The sequence below is a fragment of the Nocardiopsis sp. B62 genome (assembly GCF_018070675.1).
Classification (GTDB): domain Bacteria; phylum Actinomycetota; class Actinomycetes; order Streptosporangiales; family Streptosporangiaceae; genus Nocardiopsis; species Nocardiopsis prasina.
Genome location: NZ_JAGPXK010000003.1, coordinates 335,036 through 351,965, shown reverse-complemented (window position 1 = coordinate 351,965; position 16,930 = coordinate 335,036). Strand labels below are relative to the sequence as shown.

The following is a 16,930-nucleotide window of genomic DNA, read 5'->3' as shown; positions in this document are numbered from 1 at the left end:
CATGGGCGCCCTCACCCTTCTGGGCATCGCGGCGGGCGGCATCGCCCTGCTGCTGGTGCTGATCATCCGCTTCAAGGTCCACGCCTTCGTGGCCCTGCTCCTGGTGAGCATCCTCGTCGGCCTGGTCTCGGGCATGCCGCTGGTCACCGTTGCGGCCACCGACGACGCACCCGAACAGCTCGGTATCATCGCCACGATCACCGCCGGTATGGGCGGGACCCTGGGGTCGGTGGCGCTGCTCGTCGCCCTGGGCGCGATGCTAGGCCGCATGATCGAGGTGTCCGGTGGCGCCGAGAGCCTGGCCGGGCGCTTCACCGGCTGGCTGGGACCCAAGCGGGTCTCGGCGGCTCTCACCGGGGCCGCGCTGATCCTCGCCGTCCCCGTGTTCTTCGACGTCGGCTTCATCATCCTCGTGCCGATCATCTACGGGTTCGCGAAGGCCGCCGGGGTCGATCCGGTGAGGTTCGGCCTACCGGTGGCCGGGATCATGCTGGCGGTGCACGTCTCCGTGCCGCCCCACCCGGGCATCGTCGGCGGGGCCGCGCTCCTTGACGGCGACATCGGTTGGATCCTGATCCTGGGCCTGATCGTGTGCGCGCCGCTGGCCGTGATCGCGCACCACGCGTCCAAGCGGCTCACCCGCCGTGAGATCCCCATGCTGGCCGCGACCCGCGCGCAGTTCGAGGCGTTCGGCGGCGCGGGAGAGGGCGGCTCGGGACCGGAGGGCTCCGACGGCACCGGGGGTGGCGCGTCCGGCGGTTCCACCGGCACGTTGGACCGGACCGAGACACCGCCCAGCGTGTGGACCATCCTCGGACTCATCCTCACCCCGCTGGCGTTCATCATGATCGGCACGACCTCGGCGACGGTCCTTCCCGAGGACCATCCGCTGCTGCCCGTGCTGTCGTTCATGGGCGCCCCCGTCTTCGCGCTGCTCGTCGCGCTGGTGCTCGCCTACTTCCTGCTCGGGGTACGGCGCGGGTGGTCGACCTCCCACATCGGTGAGGTCATGGAGGCCGCGCTGCCTCCCGTGGCCATCGTCGTCCTGGTCACCGGGGCGGGCGGGGTGTTCGCCAGTGTGCTCACAGAGAGCGGTGTGGGCGATGCGCTCGCCGACACCCTCGCTGGGACCGGCCTGCCCATCCTGCTGCTCGGTTTCGTGCTCTCGCTGGCGCTGCGCGCCTCACAGGGGTCGGCGACGGTCGCGATCCTGACCACCTCGGGCCTGCTCGCCGACATGACGTCGGGCGGGGACTTCTCCTCGATCCAGGTGGCGCTCATCGCGCTGGCCATCGCCTTCGGCGCGCTCGGGCTGTCGCACGTCAACGACTCCGGTTTCTGGGTGGTGACCCGCTACCTGGGGTTGTCGGTCTCCGACGGTCTGCGGACGTGGACCGTCCTGACCACGGTGTTGGGCGTGTCGGGCTTCCTGTTCGTCAGTCTGCTGTGGCTGGTGCTCGGCTGACCCCGGCGCCCGGCCAAGGCGGTGAGGGCCGACCCTGACGACACACCCCGGACGGGGCGGACCAGGTCCGCCCCGTCCTTCTAGTGTGGGTCCCATGCGCATCGATCTGTCTGGGAGTACCGCACTGGTCACCGGGTCGACCCAGGGGATCGGGATGGCCGTCGCCGCCGCGCTCGCGGACGCGGGGGCCCGCGTGGCGATCAACGGTCGCCGCCCGGAGAGGGTGGCCGAGGCGATCGGCTCCCTGAGGGACCGCGTTCCGGAGCGGGAACTGGTCGCCGCCCCGGGCGACGTCACCACCGAGCGCGGCGCGGCGGCCGTGCTCTCCGCCGCCGCCGAGGTGGACGTCCTGGTCAACAGCCTGGGCCTGTTCGGAAGCGCCCCGGCGTTGGAGATCAGCGACGAGGAGTGGCGGCGCTACTTCGACACCAACGTGCTCTCCGCCGTACGGCTGATCCGCGCCACCCTGCCCGACATGATCCGTCGCGGTTGGGGGCGCGTGCTCAACATCGCCAGTGACTCGGCGCTGGCGATCCCCGCCGAGATGATCCACTACGGCGCCTCGAAGACCGCGCTGCTCGCCGTCACACGGGGTTTCGCCAAGGAGGCGGCCGGGACCGGGGTGACCGTCAACTCCGTGGTCGCCGGACCCACCCACACCCGCGGCGTGGAGGACTTCGTGTACGAACTGGTCGACCGCGACCTGCCGTGGGACGAGGCCCAGCACGAGTTCATGATCCGGCACCGACCGATGTCGCTGCTCCAACGCCTGATCGAGCCCGAGGAGATCGCCAACATGGTGGCCTACCTGAGCTCCCCGCTGGCCTCGGCGACGACCGGTGCCGCCGTCCGGGTGGACGGCGGCTACATCGACTCCATAGTTCCCTGAACCGGGTGGGGTCCGGCCCCGCTCACTCCCCCGTGAAGACCGGACGCGTGCGGTCGAGGGACGCGGTGATCCCGACCGCGTTGTCCTTGGTCTCGAGCAGCCTGGTCTGCTCGATGATCTCCCGTTCCAGGGCGGAGGGGAGTTCGCTGAGCAGGCCCGCGCGGAGGGTGGCCTTCATGGAGCGCACCGCGAGCGGGGCGGACTCGGCGATCCGTCGCGCCTGGCGCACGGCCTCCTCGCGCAGGTGCTCCTCGTCCACGAGGTGGTCGGCCAGGCCGATGGCGTGGGCCTCGGTACCGGTGATCCGGCGTGCCGTGTAGAGCATGTCGGCGGCCTTCTGCCGACCCACGATGCGGGGCAGGGAGACGCTCAGGCCGAACCCCTGGTGCAGGCCCAACAGGCCGAAGTTGGCGTGGAACCGGGAGGAGGCCGCGGCCACCCGGAAGTCGGCCGCGCACGCCAGACCGAGCCCGCCGCCCACAGCTGCGCCCTGGACGGCGGCGATCACGGGGACCGGAAGTGAGTACAGGCGCAGCCCCTGACCGTAGATGGCGCTGAGCGTGCGCACCGGGGAGTCGCCGACCCCGCCGGAGGCGAAGTCCACCCCGGCGCAGAAGTTCCTGCCCTCCGAGCAGAGCACGAGCGCCCGGCATCCCCCGGCGGCCAGCTCCTCCGCGGCGTCGGCCAGCGCGGTGAGGACGTCGAGGTCGAAGTGGTTGTTCGGTGGGCGGTGGATCTCCAGGACACCGACGTGACCGTCGACGCCTACGGACAGCTCCTCGCTCATGGAGTGCCTTCCAGGTAGTGCGGGCCCGGGCTTCGGGTCCGTTGTTCGGGGCGACCGGCGACGAGGGTATCGGGCGTGCCCGTCACCGGTGCCCACCGGGCGGGCAGGCCGACCGGTGTCCCCGTCTCCGGAGTGGGTCGTGGCCGCGCGTTGTTCACCGACCTGGAGGGTTCCAGTGGTTAGCGTGACGACATGAGCAACGAGATCGACCCGACCGCGCCGCCCAGCGGCACCGGCTGCCAGGAGTGTCTCGCCGGGGGTGGCTGGTGGGTGCACCTGCGCCGGTGCGCGGCCTGCGGACACGTGGGCTGCTGCGACAGCTCTCCGGCCCAGCACGGCACGCGTCACTTCGAGGCCACCGGCCACCCGATCATGCAGAGCTTCGAGCCGGGTGAGGAGTGGTTCTACGACTTCCGCACCCAGCAGGTCAGCGAGGGCCCGGAGCTGACGGCGCCGACCTCGCACCCCCTGGACCAGACGGTCCCCGGCCCGGCCGACCGCTTGCCGTCCGACTGGCAGAGGCACGTCAACTAGCGGGGCTCGCGACCACGGGCGACCGGGCTCGGTCCGTCCCACGGCGGTGAGGGGACCGTGGCGGTCATGCCGAGGGGCCGACCCCGGTGCCCGGTGTCCGTGCGGACCGACCGCCATCGTCCCCGACCTGGCCGTTCCGAACCCGGACCCGGTCGTCACGGCGGCGTTCGAGGATGGCCAGAGTGGCGGCGCCCCAACGCAGGTTCTCCTGTTCGTGGGAGCGTCCGCGCTGGAGGGTGAGGTAGGGGCCGACCCGCTCGGCCTCGCGCAGGAAGCGCTCCTCGTCGAGACCGTCGAGCATGCGGGCCGCGATGCGGTCGTAGCGTTCGAGCTTGGCGCGGCTGAGCTCCATGCGCTCCTCGACGGCGCCGATCACCGCGTCCACGTCGGTCTCGTCCACGGCCTGGAGCCGCACGAGCAGGTCGTCACGGATGGCGGTCGGCCGGGTCGGCCGTTGGCTGAAGGAGCGCAGCGCCCCGCGTCCGGCCTCGGTGACGGTGAACAGCCGCTTGTCGGGTCTGCGGTCCTGCCGCACGACCCGGGCACTGAGCAGGCCCTCCCCCTCCAGGCGTTCGAGTTCGCGGTAGAGCTGCTGCGGGGTGGCCGACCAGAAGTTCGCGACCCCCGCGTCGAACCGTTTGGCCAGGTCGTAGCCGGAGGCTTCCCCCTCCAGCAGCGCCGCCAGAACCGCCTCTCCCAATGCCATTGGGACAAATTAGCACCCTGACCCCAAAACCGACGCGAAGGCGGCGGCACGGCCGGGTCCCCACCAACGCGATATCTCATTCGGGCGCGCCCCAAGCCCGGCACGGACAACCGAATCTCCCCGCTTCGGATGCGTTTCGGACATCAGAAAAGCGGACCTATCTCTCCTTTCGCCTGGAAATCGGGTCTCGGCCAGGTCAGGGGGTGGATTCGTACCGGAACCCCTACCTACTGTGAGGATTCCTCTGGCCTCCGCCACCGCTGGGAGCGTGATCACTTGTCCAACGCACACGGCATCCCCGACCTCCTCTCCCCCACGTTCGCCGACGACCCCTACAGCGCCTACTCCCTGCTGCGTGATCACGATCCCCTGCTGTGGCACGAACCCACCTCCAGCTACGTCCTCTCCCGGTACGAGGACGTGCGGCGGGTCTTCCAGGATCGCGAGGGCGCCTTCTCCACGGACAACTACGGCTGGCAGCTGGAGCCGGTGCACGGGCGTACCATCCTCCAGCTGGACGGGCGCGAACACGCGACCCGTCGTGCCCTGGTCGCGCCCGCGTTCCGGGGGCGAGAACTCCAGGACCGCTTCCTGCCGGTGATCAAGCGCAACAGCCGCGCCCTCATCGACGCGTTCCGGGACGAGGGCCGGGTCGACCTCGTCTCCCAGTACGCGACCCGGTTCCCGATCAACGTCATCGTGGACATGCTCGGTCTGGACCAGGGCCACCACGACCGCTTCCACGACTGGTACTCGGCGATCATCGCCTTCCTCGGCAACCTCGCCCAGGACCCACGGGTCACCGAGGACGGGCTCCGCACGAGGGACGAGTTCGCGGAGTACATGCTCCCGATCATCGCCGAACGCCGGGAGCGGCCCGGCGACGACCTGCTCTCCCGCCTGTGCCAGGCCGAGGTCGGCGGCACCCGGATGACCGACGAGGAGGTCAAGGCCTTCTGCAGCCTCCTGCTGGCAGCGGGCGGGGAGACCACGGACAAGGCGCTGGCCAGCCTGTTCGCCAACCTGATCACCCATCCGGAGCAACTGGAGGCGGTCCGCGCGGACCGTTCCCTGATCCCCCGTGCCTTCGCGGAGTCGCTGCGCCTCACCCCGCCCGTGCAGATGATCATGCGCCAGGCCAGCCGTGACGTGGAGCTCGGTGGTGGAACGGTGCCCGCGGGAGCCACGGTCACCTGCCTGATCGGGGCGGCCAACCGCGACCCCGACCGGTACGCCGACCCGGACCGCTTCGACATCTCCCGTGCGGAGCTGTCCGGGGCCACGTCCTTCTCGGCCGCCGCCGAGCACCTGGCCTTCGCCCTCGGCCGCCACTTCTGCGTGGGAGCGCTGCTGGCCGAGGCCGAGGTGCGGGTGGCGGTCAACGACCTGCTCGACGCCATGCCGAACGTGCGACTGGCCGAGGGCGCCACCCTGGTGGAAGAGGGCCTGTTCACCAGGGGGCTGGGCGAGCTGCCCCTGGTGTTCTCACCGGTTCCCGGGCCCCGGACCGTCCTCTGACCGACGACCCGCGCACGAGCGGCCGCAGCCGGTGTCGACCGCCGTCAACCGGCGGGCTACACCACCTGGCGTCGACACCGGCCGACGATCGGGCTGTACCGCGCGGGGAGTTCGTAGAGCCCGCGCATCCACACCGAGGGCCGCCACCGCAACTGGTCCGGTGAGACGCCCATCCGCACGTCCGGCAGCCGGTCCAGAAGGGTCTCCACGGCGGCGCGGGCGATCACCTCCGCCACCTCGGGCGCGGGGAACGGGCAGCCGTGTTCCCCGTGCCCGAACGACATCTGCGCCCGGTTGCTACCGAAGATTCCCAGGTCACCGGTGTTGAGCCGGGGGTCGGCGTTGGCCGCGGCCATCCCCAGCACCAGGAGGTCGCCGCGCCTGATCCGGCGCCCGCCCAGTTCACAGGCCTGCACCGCCCACCGCCCGATGAAGTTCTGCGTGGGGGTGTTCTTCCACAGCACCTCGTTGAGCGCCTCACCGGAACTGCTGCGGCCGCCCTGGAGCGTGAGCGAGAAGTGGTCGTCCAGCAGCATGAGCCGCAGCGTGTTCCCGATCCAGTTGCCGGTGGGTGCCTGGGCCGCCGACATGATCACCAACAGGTCGATGACCACCTCGTCGTCGGTGAGACCCGCCGGGTGCAGGAGCAGCCGCGAGGGGATGTCGTCGCGCGGGTGGGCCCTGCGTTCGCTGACGATCCGCCGCATGCGCTCCTGGACCCGGTGGTGGGCCTGCCCCGCGTCGGCGGTGACGTCGAGGGAGACGAGGATGTCGCGCACCAGGTCGGGTACCTCCTGCTTGGGCAGGCCGTACAGCCGGGCGATCACCCCCGCCGGGATGTGGTGGGCGTACTGGCTGACGAGGTCGGCCTCGCCGTCCCCGGCGAAATGGTCGATCAGGTCGTCCGAGACCTGCTCGCACAGGGTGCGCAGGTCGGCGCGGTCCGTGGCGTCCAGGGCGTCGCCGATCGCCCCCGCGCGCCGCTGGTGCTCGGCGCCCTCGGCGAACATCACCGAGGGGGTCCACATCACGTACGGCATCAGCGGCCAGGCGTCGTCGATGTGGTCCCACATGTTCCACCGGCGGCAGTCCCGGGCGAACCACTCGGGTCGGTCGGAGACGTGGTGCAGTTCCCGGTAGCCGAGGACGAACCACGCGGGGATGTCACCGTCCAGGAGGATGGGGGCGACGGGGCCGTAGTGGCGGCGCATCTCCTCGTAGAGGGCCACCGGGTCACAGGCGATGTCGGGCCCGTAGAAGCGCATGGCGTGCTCGTGGTCGGGCGACAGGGGTGCGGGCCCCCTCGGGACGACAGCTCCCGGGGCTCCGACGTTGTTGTTCACGATGACCTCTCCGGTGCGGACTCGGGCGGGCGGTACCGGGACAGATGGCGGACGAGGGTGATCAGGACGTCGCGACTGGACTCGCGGCTGCGGGCGTCGCACTCCAGCAGGGGGACGTCGTTGGACAGGTCCAGGGCGTTGCGCACGTCGTGCAGGCTCGGCCCCGGGGCGAACCGGTTGACCGCGACGACGAACGGGGTGTGGTGGTGTTCGAGCCGGTCGATGGCGTACCAGGAGTCCTCCACCCGGGCGGTGTCGACGAGGACGACCGCGCCGAGGCTGCCGGTGAAGATCTGCTCCCAGAGGAACCAGAAGCGCTTCTGGCCCGGGGCTCCGAAGAGGTACAGGACCCGGGTGGCGTCGATGGTGATCCGGCCGAAGTCGAAGGCGGCCGTGGTGGTGCGCTTGTCTCGGACCCCGCTGAGATCGTCGACCCCGTCGCTGGCCTGGGTCATGACCTCCTCGGTGCTCAGGGGACGCATCTCGCTCACCGATCCGACCAGGGTCGTCTTCCCCACGCCGAAGCCGCCGACGATGACGATCTTCAGCGCCTGGCTCGCGGTGCTGGCCAGCGGGGGGCGTCCCGGGGCCGGCGCGGTGGTCGCCTCCACTGGCGCCAGGGGTGTGGTGACCGTCGGTACGTGTGCGTCAGAGTCGTTGAAGGGCAATGAGCACCTGCTTCAGGGTCTCGGGATCGTGCCGGGGTCCTCCTCGCGCGGGGAAGGACCGAACGGGCACGGGGTGCCGGGCCGCCACCGCGCCCGTGTCGAGCAGGTCGGTGAGCAGCACCTTGACGACGCTCACCGGGGCCCTGAGTTCCGCGGAGAGCTCCACCACGGCGGTGGGCCGGGCGCACAGCCGGAGGATGCTGGCGTGTTCTGACTGCATGTCGGGCGCGGGGCCGGACTCCGCGACGACGAGGGTGACGGCGTCCATGGCGGGATCGTCGGCGTCACCGCGCCCCGAGGTGACCGTGTAGAACCGGTCCGGCACCTCGGATCCGGAGGGGGCGCCCTGGGCGGCGGTACCGCGACGGGGGTCCGTGTTCATCGGGACGGGTCCACCTCGTGGGGCCTGCGGCGGGGTCCGGCCGTGAGGTGCCCGCCGATCCGGTCGACGAGCTGGTTCATGTGGCGGGCGACCACCCCCACCTTCGCCTCGAACCCCGCGATGACGGCCAGGTGGGCGCCCTCGCCCGCGCCCATGATGAGCAGGAGCCCTCCTCCGTACTCCAGCATGGCCTGGCCCGACCCGGTGCCGTCGCCGAACTCGGCCGAGGCGCTCAGGGACAGGCTCTGGACGCCGGCGGAGATGGCGGCGAGCTGGTCGGCGCGGTCCACGTCCAGTTCCCGGGTGTGGCACATCTTGAGGCCGTCCCTGGACAGCACCAGGACGTGGCGGATGCCCGGTGTCCTGTGTCGCAGGTCCTCCAGCAGCCAGTCGAGACTGGCGTCCGTGGTCGTCATGGGGGTAGTGGGGCGGTCGCCCGGCCGCGGCGCCGGGTGCCCCTCCCTCCGTTCCTCTTCATCGGGTGTGTCGTGGTGCGGGGCGGAGGCGGTGGTCACCGACCGTCCTCCCAGAGGGTGCCCGGTCCGTTCACCTGGTCGTCGTCCTCGTCGTCGCGGAAGGCGGCCAGTCGGCTGGGGAGCTCCCTGCGCGTGTCGGGGTCGAAGTCCCGGCGCATGGAGGGAAAGAGCTGTTCCGGGTTCTCCCGCACCGCCTGGGCCAGGGTGAGGCCCCGGAACCGCTGCGGCAGGTCGAAGACCGGCTCGGGCTTGGCGTCCTTGTCGGACCGGGTGGCGGGCCCGGTGCCCCGCACGGTCCCGGTGGCGGGCTCGTCGGCGAGGGGGTCGACCGCGGCGCGGCGGCCGCCGTCCCGCCGGGCCAGCGGCGGGCGGGAGGGGGTGGGTTCGGCCCGGGTCCATGGTCCGGAGGAGGCGGAGGGCGCACCGGCCACCGGGATTCCGGACGAGGGAGTGCAGGCCTCCGGGATCCCAGGCGAGGGAGTGCCGGTGGCGGGGGTGTCCCCGGCCAGGACGTCGACGCCCGGGTCACCCGGGACGGGGTCCCCGGTGGTGAACGCGGGCGGTGCCGGAGGTCGGGGCTCCTGGTCGAGTACGGACGCGTCGACGGCAGGGGCGCCGGTGCCGGGCGTCCGGATCGCGGCGGCCCGCACCGCCTGCTCTGCCTCCCTCGCGAGCTCCGCCTCCCTCGCGAGCTCGTCGTCCCTCTCTTTCTGGAGTCGGGGAGGCAGCGGCATCTCGTACGCGGTGATGAGGTGGGGCGGGATGAGCACGACCACCCCGGTACCGCCCCGCGCGGAGGGCCGGAAGCTCACCTGGAGGTCGTACTTGTCCGCCAGGGCGCCCACCACGGCCAGCCCCATGCGCAGGCCCGGGAGCGTGGCCAGAGTGCGGGGTTCGTCGATGTAGTTCTCCGCCGCCCGGCGCTCCCGCTGGCGCAGGCCCCTGCCGCTGTCCTCGACGGTGACGGTGACCCCGCTGTCCTCCTCCTGGGCGTAGACGTTGACGTCGGTGCCGTTCGCGGAGAAGTTGGCCGCGTTGTCCATGAGTTCGGCGAGCACCTGGATGACCCCCTCCGCCGCGTATCCGACCACCGCCGAACGGTGGGTGTAGTGCAGGCGGACCCGGCGGTAGGCGGTGATGCGGCCCTGGGCGCCGCGCAGGATGCTCTCCATGCCGATGGGGCGGTTCCAGCGACGCCCGGAGCGGCCTCGGGCGAGGGTGACGAACGCGTCCGCGAGGCGGCCGGTACGGGAGACGTTGTGGTCGACCAGCAGGAGGTCGTTGAAGACGTCCGAGCGGTCGCCGTAGCGGAACTCCAGGTCGCGGAGCTGGGCGAGCAGGGTGGTGAGGTGCGCCTGGACGCGCCCGCCGATGTTGGCCGCCGAGATCAGCGCGGTGGCGCTGCGGCGCTCGGCGGTCACCAGCTCCTCGATCACCCGGGTGCGCAGGTGGGCCACGGTCGGGTGGACCTCCCGGAGCTCCTGGGCGAGGACCTCCTCGGCGATGGTGCGGTCCTGGCGGACGCGGTGCAGGATGAACGGCAGGGAGGTGTCGGCCAGGTCGGTGACCTCGTTCTCGATCTCCGTGCGCTCCGTGCGGGCCTCGGTGGCCCGGCGCTCGGCCTCGGCGAGCTGGGTCGTGAGGGCGTGCGCGAGCCGGTCGACCGTCGGGTGGGTGGGCCGGGGGTGGTCGGCGAGCACGCGCTGGAGGGGCCGACCCTCGCGGGCGGCGTGGGAGAGGGCGGGCAGGAGGGCGTCGACGACCCACCCCGTCTCCTCCTCCAGGGTGCGCGCCCCGGCGCTGACCCTGGTGCCGTGGGCTCGGGTGATGCGCGCGACGGCCGCGTGATGGACGGCGGTGGCCACGGCGGCGCACAGCAGCAGTGCGACCACGCCACCGAGGAGGGCGATGACCGGTCGGGCCGGTTCGGGGCTCTCGATCACCGCCCACGACCATGCCGGAGCGGCCGCGGCGGAGGCAACCAGGAGGGCGACGAGTGCCTGTTGGCCGGGGCGCGGGTGCGGGCGTTTCCGGTCGGACAGGTGTACTGCCATGTATGGGTTCCTCGTGGCTTTCCGTGCGGGTGGCGGATTCGTTGCCGTTGCACCCGCCCGTGTCACGTGCGTTCTGGATTGCACCCCGAAGGACCCGAAGCGGGGGCTCGGGGGCGGATGGATTTCACGTTAGACCACCCCCCGGGGAGTGCGGGGAGTTTTCCACAAGCGGGACCCCTGGCAGGGATAAGACCGGCGGAGCACCCGCCGGACAATGGCACTTTGATGGACATTTCGGCATTGCCGGGGTTATCCGGGAAGGGGGCTTTTACGGCTTTTCTCGATTCCTCGTCTCGGAAACCCAGAAGGGCGACCGCCGAAGGAGGGTCCTGGCCCCTCAGAGGGTCAGGAAGAGGACCAGGGCGACGGTCAGGCCCACGGCGAGCAGGGCCCCGATCCAGCGCCCACGACCTTCGCCGCCCTCCGACTTCCAGGGCAGGACCCGCCAGCGGGCCGCTCCCGCGCCCAGGGCCGTCGCGGTCAGGACGGCGTTGACCCACCACAGGGCGGCCGGGACGTACAGCCATCCCACGGCGAGCAGGGTGTACGCCGTGGCCAGGACCACGAACGCGGACCGCCGGACCACGGTCCAGCGGTCAGGGAAGGCGTGACCGCCCTCCCGGCTTCGCGCGGACCGCACCATCTCCCAGGTCAGGGTGGTGGCGCAGACCGTCAGCACCGCCCACACGGTGAGATTGACCAGGGTGTCGTTCACGCCTTCTCCAGCAACAGGTCGAGGGCGACGGAGTCCACGGCGACGGCGCTGTCCGCCAGCACGAGCACGGCTCGCCCGCCCTCGCGGTCCAGGGCGACCATGGCCGCGAATCCACCGGTCATGCCGTTGTGCCAGGTCACCTCGGTGCCGTCGTGGTCGGTGACGAACCAGCCCAGGCCGATCCCGCTCCCCCGTCCGTCGTCCCAGCGCGGCTCCAGGGCCTCCACGCCGGGCGCCTCCCCCTCCAGCAGGGCGCGGACGAGGAGTGCCATGTCGGCACCGGTGGAGTGCACCCCGCCCATGGGCGCCCACGCTGCGTTGGCCGAGGGCGAGGAGGGTCGGCCGTTGGTGCCGTACCCCACGGCCGCCTCGGTGGGCACCTCGTCGGGAGCGGCTGGGACGACCGTGCTCCCCATCCCGAGCGGGTCGAGGACGCGCTGGTCAAGGAGGGTCTCGTAGTCGGTTCCCGCGGACGCCGCCAGGGCCTGGCCCAGCAGGGCGGCTCCGAGGTTGGAGTAGGCGAACTCACCCCGGTCCGTGAGGTCGGCCCTGGCGGCGCTGTCGAGCAGGGTGTCGAGGTCACCGGTGTAGGGGTCGCGGTTGCGCAGGTTGTCCAGCAGCATCGTGACCGAGTTCGCCGCGCCCGGCGGGTTCCTGGGGAGCCCGGACCGGTGGGAGGAGAGCTCCGCGAGTGTGACCGTCGAGGCGGGGGCGCCCTCCAGGTCGAGCAGGGCACCGAGTTCGGTGTCCTCGTCCACCTCGCCGCGCTTGATCGCCTCCGCCAGCAGGAGCCCGGTCAGGGACTTGGAAACGGAGCCGATCTCGTAGAGGGTCGTCTCGTCCGCGCCGAAGTGGGCCTCCCGGACGCTGTCGCCGTCGACCTCCACGACGGCCGCCGTGGCACGGGAGCCGTCCTCCAGCAGGGGGAGGGCACGTTCGGCCAGGTCGGTGTCGCCGGTGATCTCCGACGACAGGTCCGGGGGCGTGGGTCGCACGACGAACCCGGTGGCCAGGACGGCGACGGCCACGAGCACCGCCGTCGCCCCGGCCCGTGTGTTGCCCCGCATGCCTGCCCCCTCGTTACTCGTCTCGTTCCTCAGCCCCGTGCGGCGGTGAGGATCACCATCAGCGGGACCAGTCGCTCCGGCGGGATGACGTAACGGCCTCGTTTGCGGGTGACCAGCCAGCCCGCCGCGACCAGCAGGTTGACGTGGTGGTAGATCTGGCCGCTGGTGCCGAACTCCGCGCGTTCCTTGAGCTCGGCGACGGTGGAGACTCCGGAGTGGACGGCGTGCAGGATGCTGAGCCGGACCGGGTGACCGAGAGCGTCCAGGTTTCCTGCCAGGGCGGACCAGTCGAGGTTCTCGATGTCCTCGACGGAGCCGCCGTACTGCCACTGGACCGGCTCCGGTGCGCCCTCGACCGGGACGACGCCCGCGAAGACGACCGAGCCTTCGTCGGGGGCACGCTCCTTGAGGGCCTCCAGGACGAAGAAGTGTCCGGCGTAGGCGGTCTCGGCCGGTCCGGCCCCAGCTGGGGCCGGTCGCTCCAGCTCGGCGACCCGGGCCTCCAGGTCGGCGAGGCGTTGCTCCGTGCTGGCGTGGGACGCGGGTCCTGCGGTTGGTTCTGCCACGTGCCCACGCTACACGATACTACGTTGTTACGTAAAAGCGGAATCCACGCGGAAGCGTCGAGGACCCGGCGAGGACCCATCGCCCGGCTTTGCCCGATCCGGGGGAACAGGTTCCGTGCCGCTTACGCACCGTCGTCGATGATGAGGGTGCGGAGTCGGTATCCGCCTGCTCGTGACACCAGAGAGGTCGCCCCCGTCAGTACTCCTGGGCGACCGACAGAGGAGCACCCATGCGGACACAGGCCAACGGTTGGCAGTACTTCGTCGCCACGCTGCTCATCGTCACCGGAGTCATCAACGTGATCCAGGGCCTCGCGGCGATCTTCACCCCGGGCTTCTTCGTCGCCACGGAGACCCAGATGCTCATCCTGGAGTACGGCGCGTGGGGCGTCCTGCTCGGCCTCTGGGGTGTGGTGCTGGTGGCCGCCGGTCTGGCGGTCCTGTCCGGCAGCGCCTGGGCGCGGGTCCTCGCCATCGTCCTGTCCGCGCTGAACGCCGTCGCCCAACTGGCCTTCCTGATCGCGATGCCGCTGTGGTCGGTGGTGGTCATCGCCATCGACATCCTGGTCATCTACGGTCTGACCGCCGGGTGGCCCATCACGGTCGGCGACGACGACTCCGAGCGTTCCCGCGAGGCCAGCTACCAGGCCGGCTACCGGGCGGCCCACGATCGGCCGCGCGCCGCGCCCCGGCCGACCTCGTCCCCGGAACACGGCCACCAGCAGTCGAACAACTGAGTCTGTGACCCCTTCCGCCGCCCCCGCCCCGTACGTTCGGGGCGGGGGCACGTGTGTCACCGGGCCGCGGCGCGCACGGCGTCCGCGATCCGGTCCCGGGTCGCCGCGAAGTCCGGATGCGCGCTCGGCTCCTCGGCCCGGGGAAGATCCGACGCCTCGTCGAGCACGATCCGCCCCGGCCGCGCGCTCAGCACCACGATCCGCGTGCCCAGACGGACCGCCTCACCCACGTCGTGGGTGATGGACAGCAGCGTCTTTCCGGTCAGCCGCCACAGGGAGCGCACCTCCTCCTGCATGCGCTCGCGGGTCAGGGCGTCCAGGGCTCCGAACGGCTCGTCCATGAGCACGATGCCGGGGTCCGGGGCCAGGGCGCGGGCGATGGCCACCCGCTGCCGCATGCCGCCGGACAGCTCGTAGCTGCGCAGGTGCGCGGCGTCGGCCAGCCCCACCAGGGCGAGCTGGCGTTCGGCGAGGGCCCGCCGCCGCACTCTGCCCGTTCCCGCCATGCGCAGCCCGAACTCGACGTTTCCGCGCACGGTCATCCATGGGAACAGGGTGGGCCGCTGGAAGACCACGCCGCGGTCGGGTCCGGGGCCCCGCACCGGCCGCCCGTTGACGGTGACCGTGCCCCGGGTGGGCGCGTGGAACCCGGCGACCAGCCGCAACAGGGTGCTCTTGCCTGAGCCGGAGGGTCCCACGACCACCAGGTGCTCACCCGCGGCCAGGGTCAGGTCGACGCCGTCCAGTGCGGGCACGGTACCGCCGCGCCCCCGGTGTCCGTCCCGCCGGTAGTCGTGTCCCACCCCGAGCAGCTCCAGGGCGGCCGGGTGCTCGGGGGCGTGCCGGGGTTCAGGGGCGTGCGGCATGTTCGGCTCCGGCGGGGGCCAGCGCGTTCTCGAAGTCCGCGGTGTCGGGTGCGGTGTCGATCTCCCCCTGTTCCGCCAGGAACTCGGCGGTGAGCCGCAGGTACCCGGCCAGGGCGCCGGGGTCGTCGCCGGTCCCCAGGTAGTCGGCGGAGGCCTGCTCCTGCGCGCTCAGGAAGACGAGCTGGTCGACCTGCAGGGCGGCCTCCCCGGGCTCCAGGTTGAGTTCGGCCGCAATGGCCTCCACGGCACTCTCGCGGTCCTCCCGGAGGAGGGAGACGGCGCGGTCCTGCTGCTCCACCCAGGTCGCCAGGGCGTCGGGGTGGTCCTCGGCGAAACCGGTGCCGACCACGGCGAGGTCGGCGGTGACCCAGCCGCGCTCGGCCAGTTCCCCGCTGGTCACCAGAGGTCGGGCGCCCTGCTCGTAGAGCTGGCCGAGGACCGGATACCAGACGAAGGCCGCGTCGAGGTCCCCGCGCTGCCAGGCGGCCTGGATGTCCTGGGGTTCGAGGTCGAGCAGTTCGACGTCGTCGGTGCCCAGACCGGCCTCGTCCAGGGCGGCGATCAGGTGGTAGTGCGTGGTGCTCGCGAAGGGAACAGCGACGGTGCGCCCCTCCAGGTCGGAGACCTCGTCGATCCCGTCAACCGCGGCCAGGGCCTCGTTGTCGCCGATGACGTCGTGGATCCACGGCACCTGGTAGTCGATGTCGAGGGGCCGGGACAGGCCCCGGGTGACGGGGGCGCTGCCCGCGAGGGCGATGTCGAGTTCCCCGGCCAGGAAGGCGGTGTTGACGTCGCCCCCGGAGTCGAACCGGTTCCAGACGATCTCGGTGTCGGGCAGGGCCTCCTCCAGCCAACCGTTGTGCTTGACGACGAGGTCGCCGTTGGGGATCGACTGGTAGCCGATGCGCAACTGGCCCGGAACCCCGTCGGCCGGGTCCTCGGCCGCGCCGGAGCAGCCGGCGAGGATCAGGGCCAGGGCCGCCGCGGCCGAGGCGGTTCGGGCGGTGTCTCTCGGGGTCATGGGTGCTCCGTGGGAGATGTGATGGGGGTTCGGGGACCGGTGGCGGGGACTCACTCCCTGCCCCGCCAGGGTGCGACGGTGCGGTCCAGGGTCTGGAGGAGCCAGTCGAGGAGGAGTCCGGACAGGCCGATGACGACCAGGCCGAGGATCACCACGTCGGTCTGGTTGTAGCGCTGGGCCTCGCGGATCATCCCGCCGATCCCGGGGACCCCGTTGACCGTCTCGGCCGCCACGACCGAGGTGTAGGCGACGCCCACCGCGATCCGCACGCCGGTCATGATCTCCGGCAGCGAGTGGGGCAGGACCACCCACACCGGCAGGTGCCAGGGGCGGGCGCCCAGCGACCGGGCGGCGTTCAGATAGTCCGGCGCCACCCCGCGCACGGCGTCCGCGGTGGCCACGGCGACCGGAGGCAGGGAGGCGATGACGAGGAGCCAGATCTTGGGTTCCTCGCCGATCCCGAACCAGATGACGAGCAGGCTGAGGTAGGCCAGTGGCGGCAGGGTGCGCACGAACGTGACGAAGGGGCCGAGCACGGCGCGGGCCACCGGGACCAGCCCGATGAACAGTCCGAGGAGGACCCCGCCGACCGTTCCGAGGGCGCTGCCCACGAGGATGCGGCGCAGGCTCACCCCGAGGTGTTCCTGGAGGGTGTGTCCGCTGTAGCCCTGGGTGCTGGTGGCCACGGCCTGGTCCCAGACCGCTCCGGGCCCGGGCAGGATGACCGGCGGCCAGATCCCGGCCCGGGCGACGGCCCACCACACCAGCAGGAAGCCGCCCACTGAGAGCGCCCGGAGCCCGAACGAGCGCACCAGCGGGGGAAGACCCCGACGCTCCGGAGCGGGCGTCTCGCGTGCCTGACGGTCCGGTGCGAGGACGCTCATTCGGGGACCCCCGGTCGGCCCGGCACCGTTCGGGCGCGGGCGGCGGAGGGGCCGAGGTCCGGGGGCGGGGGCTGGTGGAGGCACATGTGGGGGCGTCTTTCGCGGGCGGACCGAAGAACAAACCTGACTATACAGGTAGGAAATTAGAAGTTAAGGCCCGAGGGCCCCCGACCCACCCCCGTTCGAAGACACGAGCAGGCACGGAACGACTCGCCCGTCGACCGGGAGGCCTGTGGACAACCGGGTTCCCGG

18 protein-coding genes are annotated in these 16,930 nt (G+C 71.7%); 5 read left to right on the top strand and 13 right to left on the bottom strand.

The window, feature by feature from the left end:
- Position 1 precedes the first annotated feature (1 nt).
- On the top strand, positions 2–1,465 hold the full coding sequence (locus tag KBX21_RS05625) for a GntP family transporter (protein ID WP_210841213.1): 1,464 nt from the start codon (positions 2–4) through the stop codon (positions 1,463–1,465).
- Positions 1,466–1,559: 94 nt separating this feature from the next.
- Positions 1,560–2,354: an SDR family NAD(P)-dependent oxidoreductase gene (locus KBX21_RS05620; protein ID WP_210841212.1), complete on the top strand. Its 795-nt coding sequence runs from the start codon at positions 1,560–1,562 to the stop codon at positions 2,352–2,354.
- Between the two features lie 22 nt (positions 2,355–2,376).
- On the opposite strand, the gene KBX21_RS05615 is transcribed toward KBX21_RS05620, so the two are convergent.
- The gene (locus KBX21_RS05615) at positions 2,377–3,141 is read right to left on the bottom strand and encodes an enoyl-CoA hydratase/isomerase family protein (RefSeq protein WP_210841211.1); all 765 of its coding nucleotides are present in this window, start codon (positions 3,139–3,141) and stop codon (positions 2,377–2,379) included.
- 192 nt (positions 3,142–3,333) lie between these two features.
- On the opposite strand from KBX21_RS05615, the gene KBX21_RS05610 reads away from it, so the two are divergent.
- Positions 3,334–3,675 carry a UBP-type zinc finger domain-containing protein gene (locus tag KBX21_RS05610; protein WP_049578703.1) on the top strand — a complete coding sequence of 114 codons (342 nt, stop codon included), beginning with the start codon at positions 3,334–3,336 and terminating at the stop codon, positions 3,673–3,675.
- Positions 3,676–3,739: 64 nt separating this feature from the next.
- Here KBX21_RS05610 and KBX21_RS05605 read toward each other — a convergent pair whose 3' ends face one another.
- Positions 3,740–4,381 carry a PadR family transcriptional regulator gene (locus KBX21_RS05605; protein WP_210841210.1) on the bottom strand — a complete coding sequence of 214 codons (642 nt, stop codon included), beginning with the start codon at positions 4,379–4,381 and terminating at the stop codon, positions 3,740–3,742.
- Positions 4,382–4,657: 276 nt separating this feature from the next.
- Here KBX21_RS05605 and KBX21_RS05600 point away from each other — a divergent pair, with 276 nt between their 5' ends.
- Positions 4,658–5,899, top strand: coding sequence for a cytochrome P450 (locus KBX21_RS05600; protein ID WP_210841209.1), 1,242 nt, complete (start codon positions 4,658–4,660; stop codon positions 5,897–5,899).
- 56 nt (positions 5,900–5,955) lie between these two features.
- Here the strand turns inward: KBX21_RS05600 and KBX21_RS05595 are convergent, their stop codons facing one another.
- The 8 genes from KBX21_RS05595 to KBX21_RS05560 all read right to left on the bottom strand — a co-directional run bounded on the left by KBX21_RS05595 (position 5,956) and on the right by KBX21_RS05560 (position 13,170).
- Positions 5,956–7,242: a cytochrome P450 gene (locus KBX21_RS05595; RefSeq protein WP_210841208.1), complete on the bottom strand. Its 1,287-nt coding sequence runs from the start codon at positions 7,240–7,242 to the stop codon at positions 5,956–5,958.
- Positions 7,239–7,853: an ATP/GTP-binding protein gene (locus tag KBX21_RS05590; RefSeq protein ID WP_210841207.1), complete on the bottom strand. Its 615-nt coding sequence runs from the start codon at positions 7,851–7,853 to the stop codon at positions 7,239–7,241. The genes KBX21_RS05595 and KBX21_RS05590 overlap by 4 nt, the downstream gene beginning before the upstream one ends.
- A gap of 37 nt (positions 7,854–7,890) precedes the next feature.
- On the bottom strand, positions 7,891–8,292 hold the full coding sequence (locus KBX21_RS05585; protein ID WP_017545415.1) for a DUF742 domain-containing protein: 402 nt from the start codon (positions 8,290–8,292) through the stop codon (positions 7,891–7,893).
- Positions 8,289–8,708 carry a roadblock/LC7 domain-containing protein gene (locus KBX21_RS05580; RefSeq protein ID WP_049578734.1) on the bottom strand — a complete coding sequence of 140 codons (420 nt, stop codon included), beginning with the start codon at positions 8,706–8,708 and terminating at the stop codon, positions 8,289–8,291. The genes KBX21_RS05585 and KBX21_RS05580 overlap by 4 nt, the downstream gene beginning before the upstream one ends.
- Positions 8,709–8,803: 95 nt before the next feature.
- On the bottom strand, positions 8,804–10,822 hold the full coding sequence (locus tag KBX21_RS26865; RefSeq protein WP_210841206.1) for an ATP-binding protein: 2,019 nt from the start codon (positions 10,820–10,822) through the stop codon (positions 8,804–8,806).
- 337 nt (positions 10,823–11,159) lie between these two features.
- Positions 11,160–11,537, bottom strand: a complete 378-nt coding sequence (locus KBX21_RS05570) for a hypothetical protein (protein ID WP_210841205.1) — start codon at positions 11,535–11,537, stop codon at positions 11,160–11,162.
- The gene (locus tag KBX21_RS05565; RefSeq protein WP_210841204.1) at positions 11,534–12,604 is read right to left on the bottom strand and encodes a serine hydrolase; all 1,071 of its coding nucleotides are present in this window, start codon (positions 12,602–12,604) and stop codon (positions 11,534–11,536) included. The genes KBX21_RS05570 and KBX21_RS05565 overlap by 4 nt, the downstream gene beginning before the upstream one ends.
- A gap of 29 nt (positions 12,605–12,633) precedes the next feature.
- Entirely contained in the window at positions 12,634–13,170 is a 537-nt protein-coding gene (locus tag KBX21_RS05560) for a helix-turn-helix transcriptional regulator (protein WP_210841203.1), read from the bottom strand.
- Positions 13,171–13,400: 230 nt separating this feature from the next.
- Between KBX21_RS05560 and KBX21_RS05555 the strand changes: the two genes are divergently transcribed.
- On the top strand, positions 13,401–13,907 hold the full coding sequence (locus KBX21_RS05555; RefSeq protein WP_210841202.1) for a hypothetical protein: 507 nt from the start codon (positions 13,401–13,403) through the stop codon (positions 13,905–13,907).
- A 56-nt stretch (positions 13,908–13,963) separates the two neighbouring features.
- On the opposite strand, the gene KBX21_RS05550 is transcribed toward KBX21_RS05555, so the two are convergent.
- From KBX21_RS05550 to KBX21_RS05540, 3 genes are read right to left on the bottom strand one after another with little or no spacing between them, the layout of a single operon-like run.
- Positions 13,964–14,773, bottom strand: coding sequence for an ABC transporter ATP-binding protein (locus KBX21_RS05550; protein ID WP_210841201.1), 810 nt, complete (start codon positions 14,771–14,773; stop codon positions 13,964–13,966).
- Positions 14,757–15,794: an ABC transporter substrate-binding protein gene (locus tag KBX21_RS05545; RefSeq protein WP_210841200.1), complete on the bottom strand. Its 1,038-nt coding sequence runs from the start codon at positions 15,792–15,794 to the stop codon at positions 14,757–14,759. Before KBX21_RS05545 ends, KBX21_RS05550 begins: the two co-directional genes overlap by 17 nt.
- Positions 15,795–15,844: 50 nt before the next feature.
- Complete coding sequence (locus KBX21_RS05540; protein ID WP_210841199.1) at positions 15,845–16,678, bottom strand: ABC transporter permease; 834 nt, start codon at positions 16,676–16,678, stop codon at positions 15,845–15,847.
- Between the last annotated feature and the right edge of the window lie 252 nt (positions 16,679–16,930).

Coding starts and splice junctions, on each gene's coding strand:
- KBX21_RS05555 (WP_210841202.1), top strand. CDS start 13,401: ATGCGGACACAGGCCAACGGTTGGCAGTACTTCGTCGCCACGCTGCTC.
- KBX21_RS05585 (WP_017545415.1), bottom strand. CDS start 8,292: ATGAACACGGACCCCCGTCGCGGTACCGCCGCCCAGGGCGCCCCCTCC.
- KBX21_RS05580 (WP_049578734.1), bottom strand. CDS start 8,708: ATGACGACCACGGACGCCAGTCTCGACTGGCTGCTGGAGGACCTGCGA.
- KBX21_RS05625 (WP_210841213.1), top strand. CDS start 2: ATGGGCGCCCTCACCCTTCTGGGCATCGCGGCGGGCGGCATCGCCCTG.
- KBX21_RS05550 (WP_210841201.1), bottom strand. CDS start 14,773: ATGCCGCACGCCCCTGAACCCCGGCACGCCCCCGAGCACCCGGCCGCC.
- KBX21_RS05540 (WP_210841199.1), bottom strand. CDS start 16,678: ATGAGCGTCCTCGCACCGGACCGTCAGGCACGCGAGACGCCCGCTCCG.
- KBX21_RS05565 (WP_210841204.1), bottom strand. CDS start 12,604: ATGCGGGGCAACACACGGGCCGGGGCGACGGCGGTGCTCGTGGCCGTC.
- KBX21_RS05615 (WP_210841211.1), bottom strand. CDS start 3,141: ATGAGCGAGGAGCTGTCCGTAGGCGTCGACGGTCACGTCGGTGTCCTG.
- KBX21_RS26865 (WP_210841206.1), bottom strand. CDS start 10,822: ATGGCAGTACACCTGTCCGACCGGAAACGCCCGCACCCGCGCCCCGGC.
- KBX21_RS05620 (WP_210841212.1), top strand. CDS start 1,560: ATGCGCATCGATCTGTCTGGGAGTACCGCACTGGTCACCGGGTCGACC.
- KBX21_RS05545 (WP_210841200.1), bottom strand. CDS start 15,794: ATGACCCCGAGAGACACCGCCCGAACCGCCTCGGCCGCGGCGGCCCTG.
- KBX21_RS05605 (WP_210841210.1), bottom strand. CDS start 4,381: ATGGCATTGGGAGAGGCGGTTCTGGCGGCGCTGCTGGAGGGGGAAGCC.
- KBX21_RS05610 (WP_049578703.1), top strand. CDS start 3,334: ATGAGCAACGAGATCGACCCGACCGCGCCGCCCAGCGGCACCGGCTGC.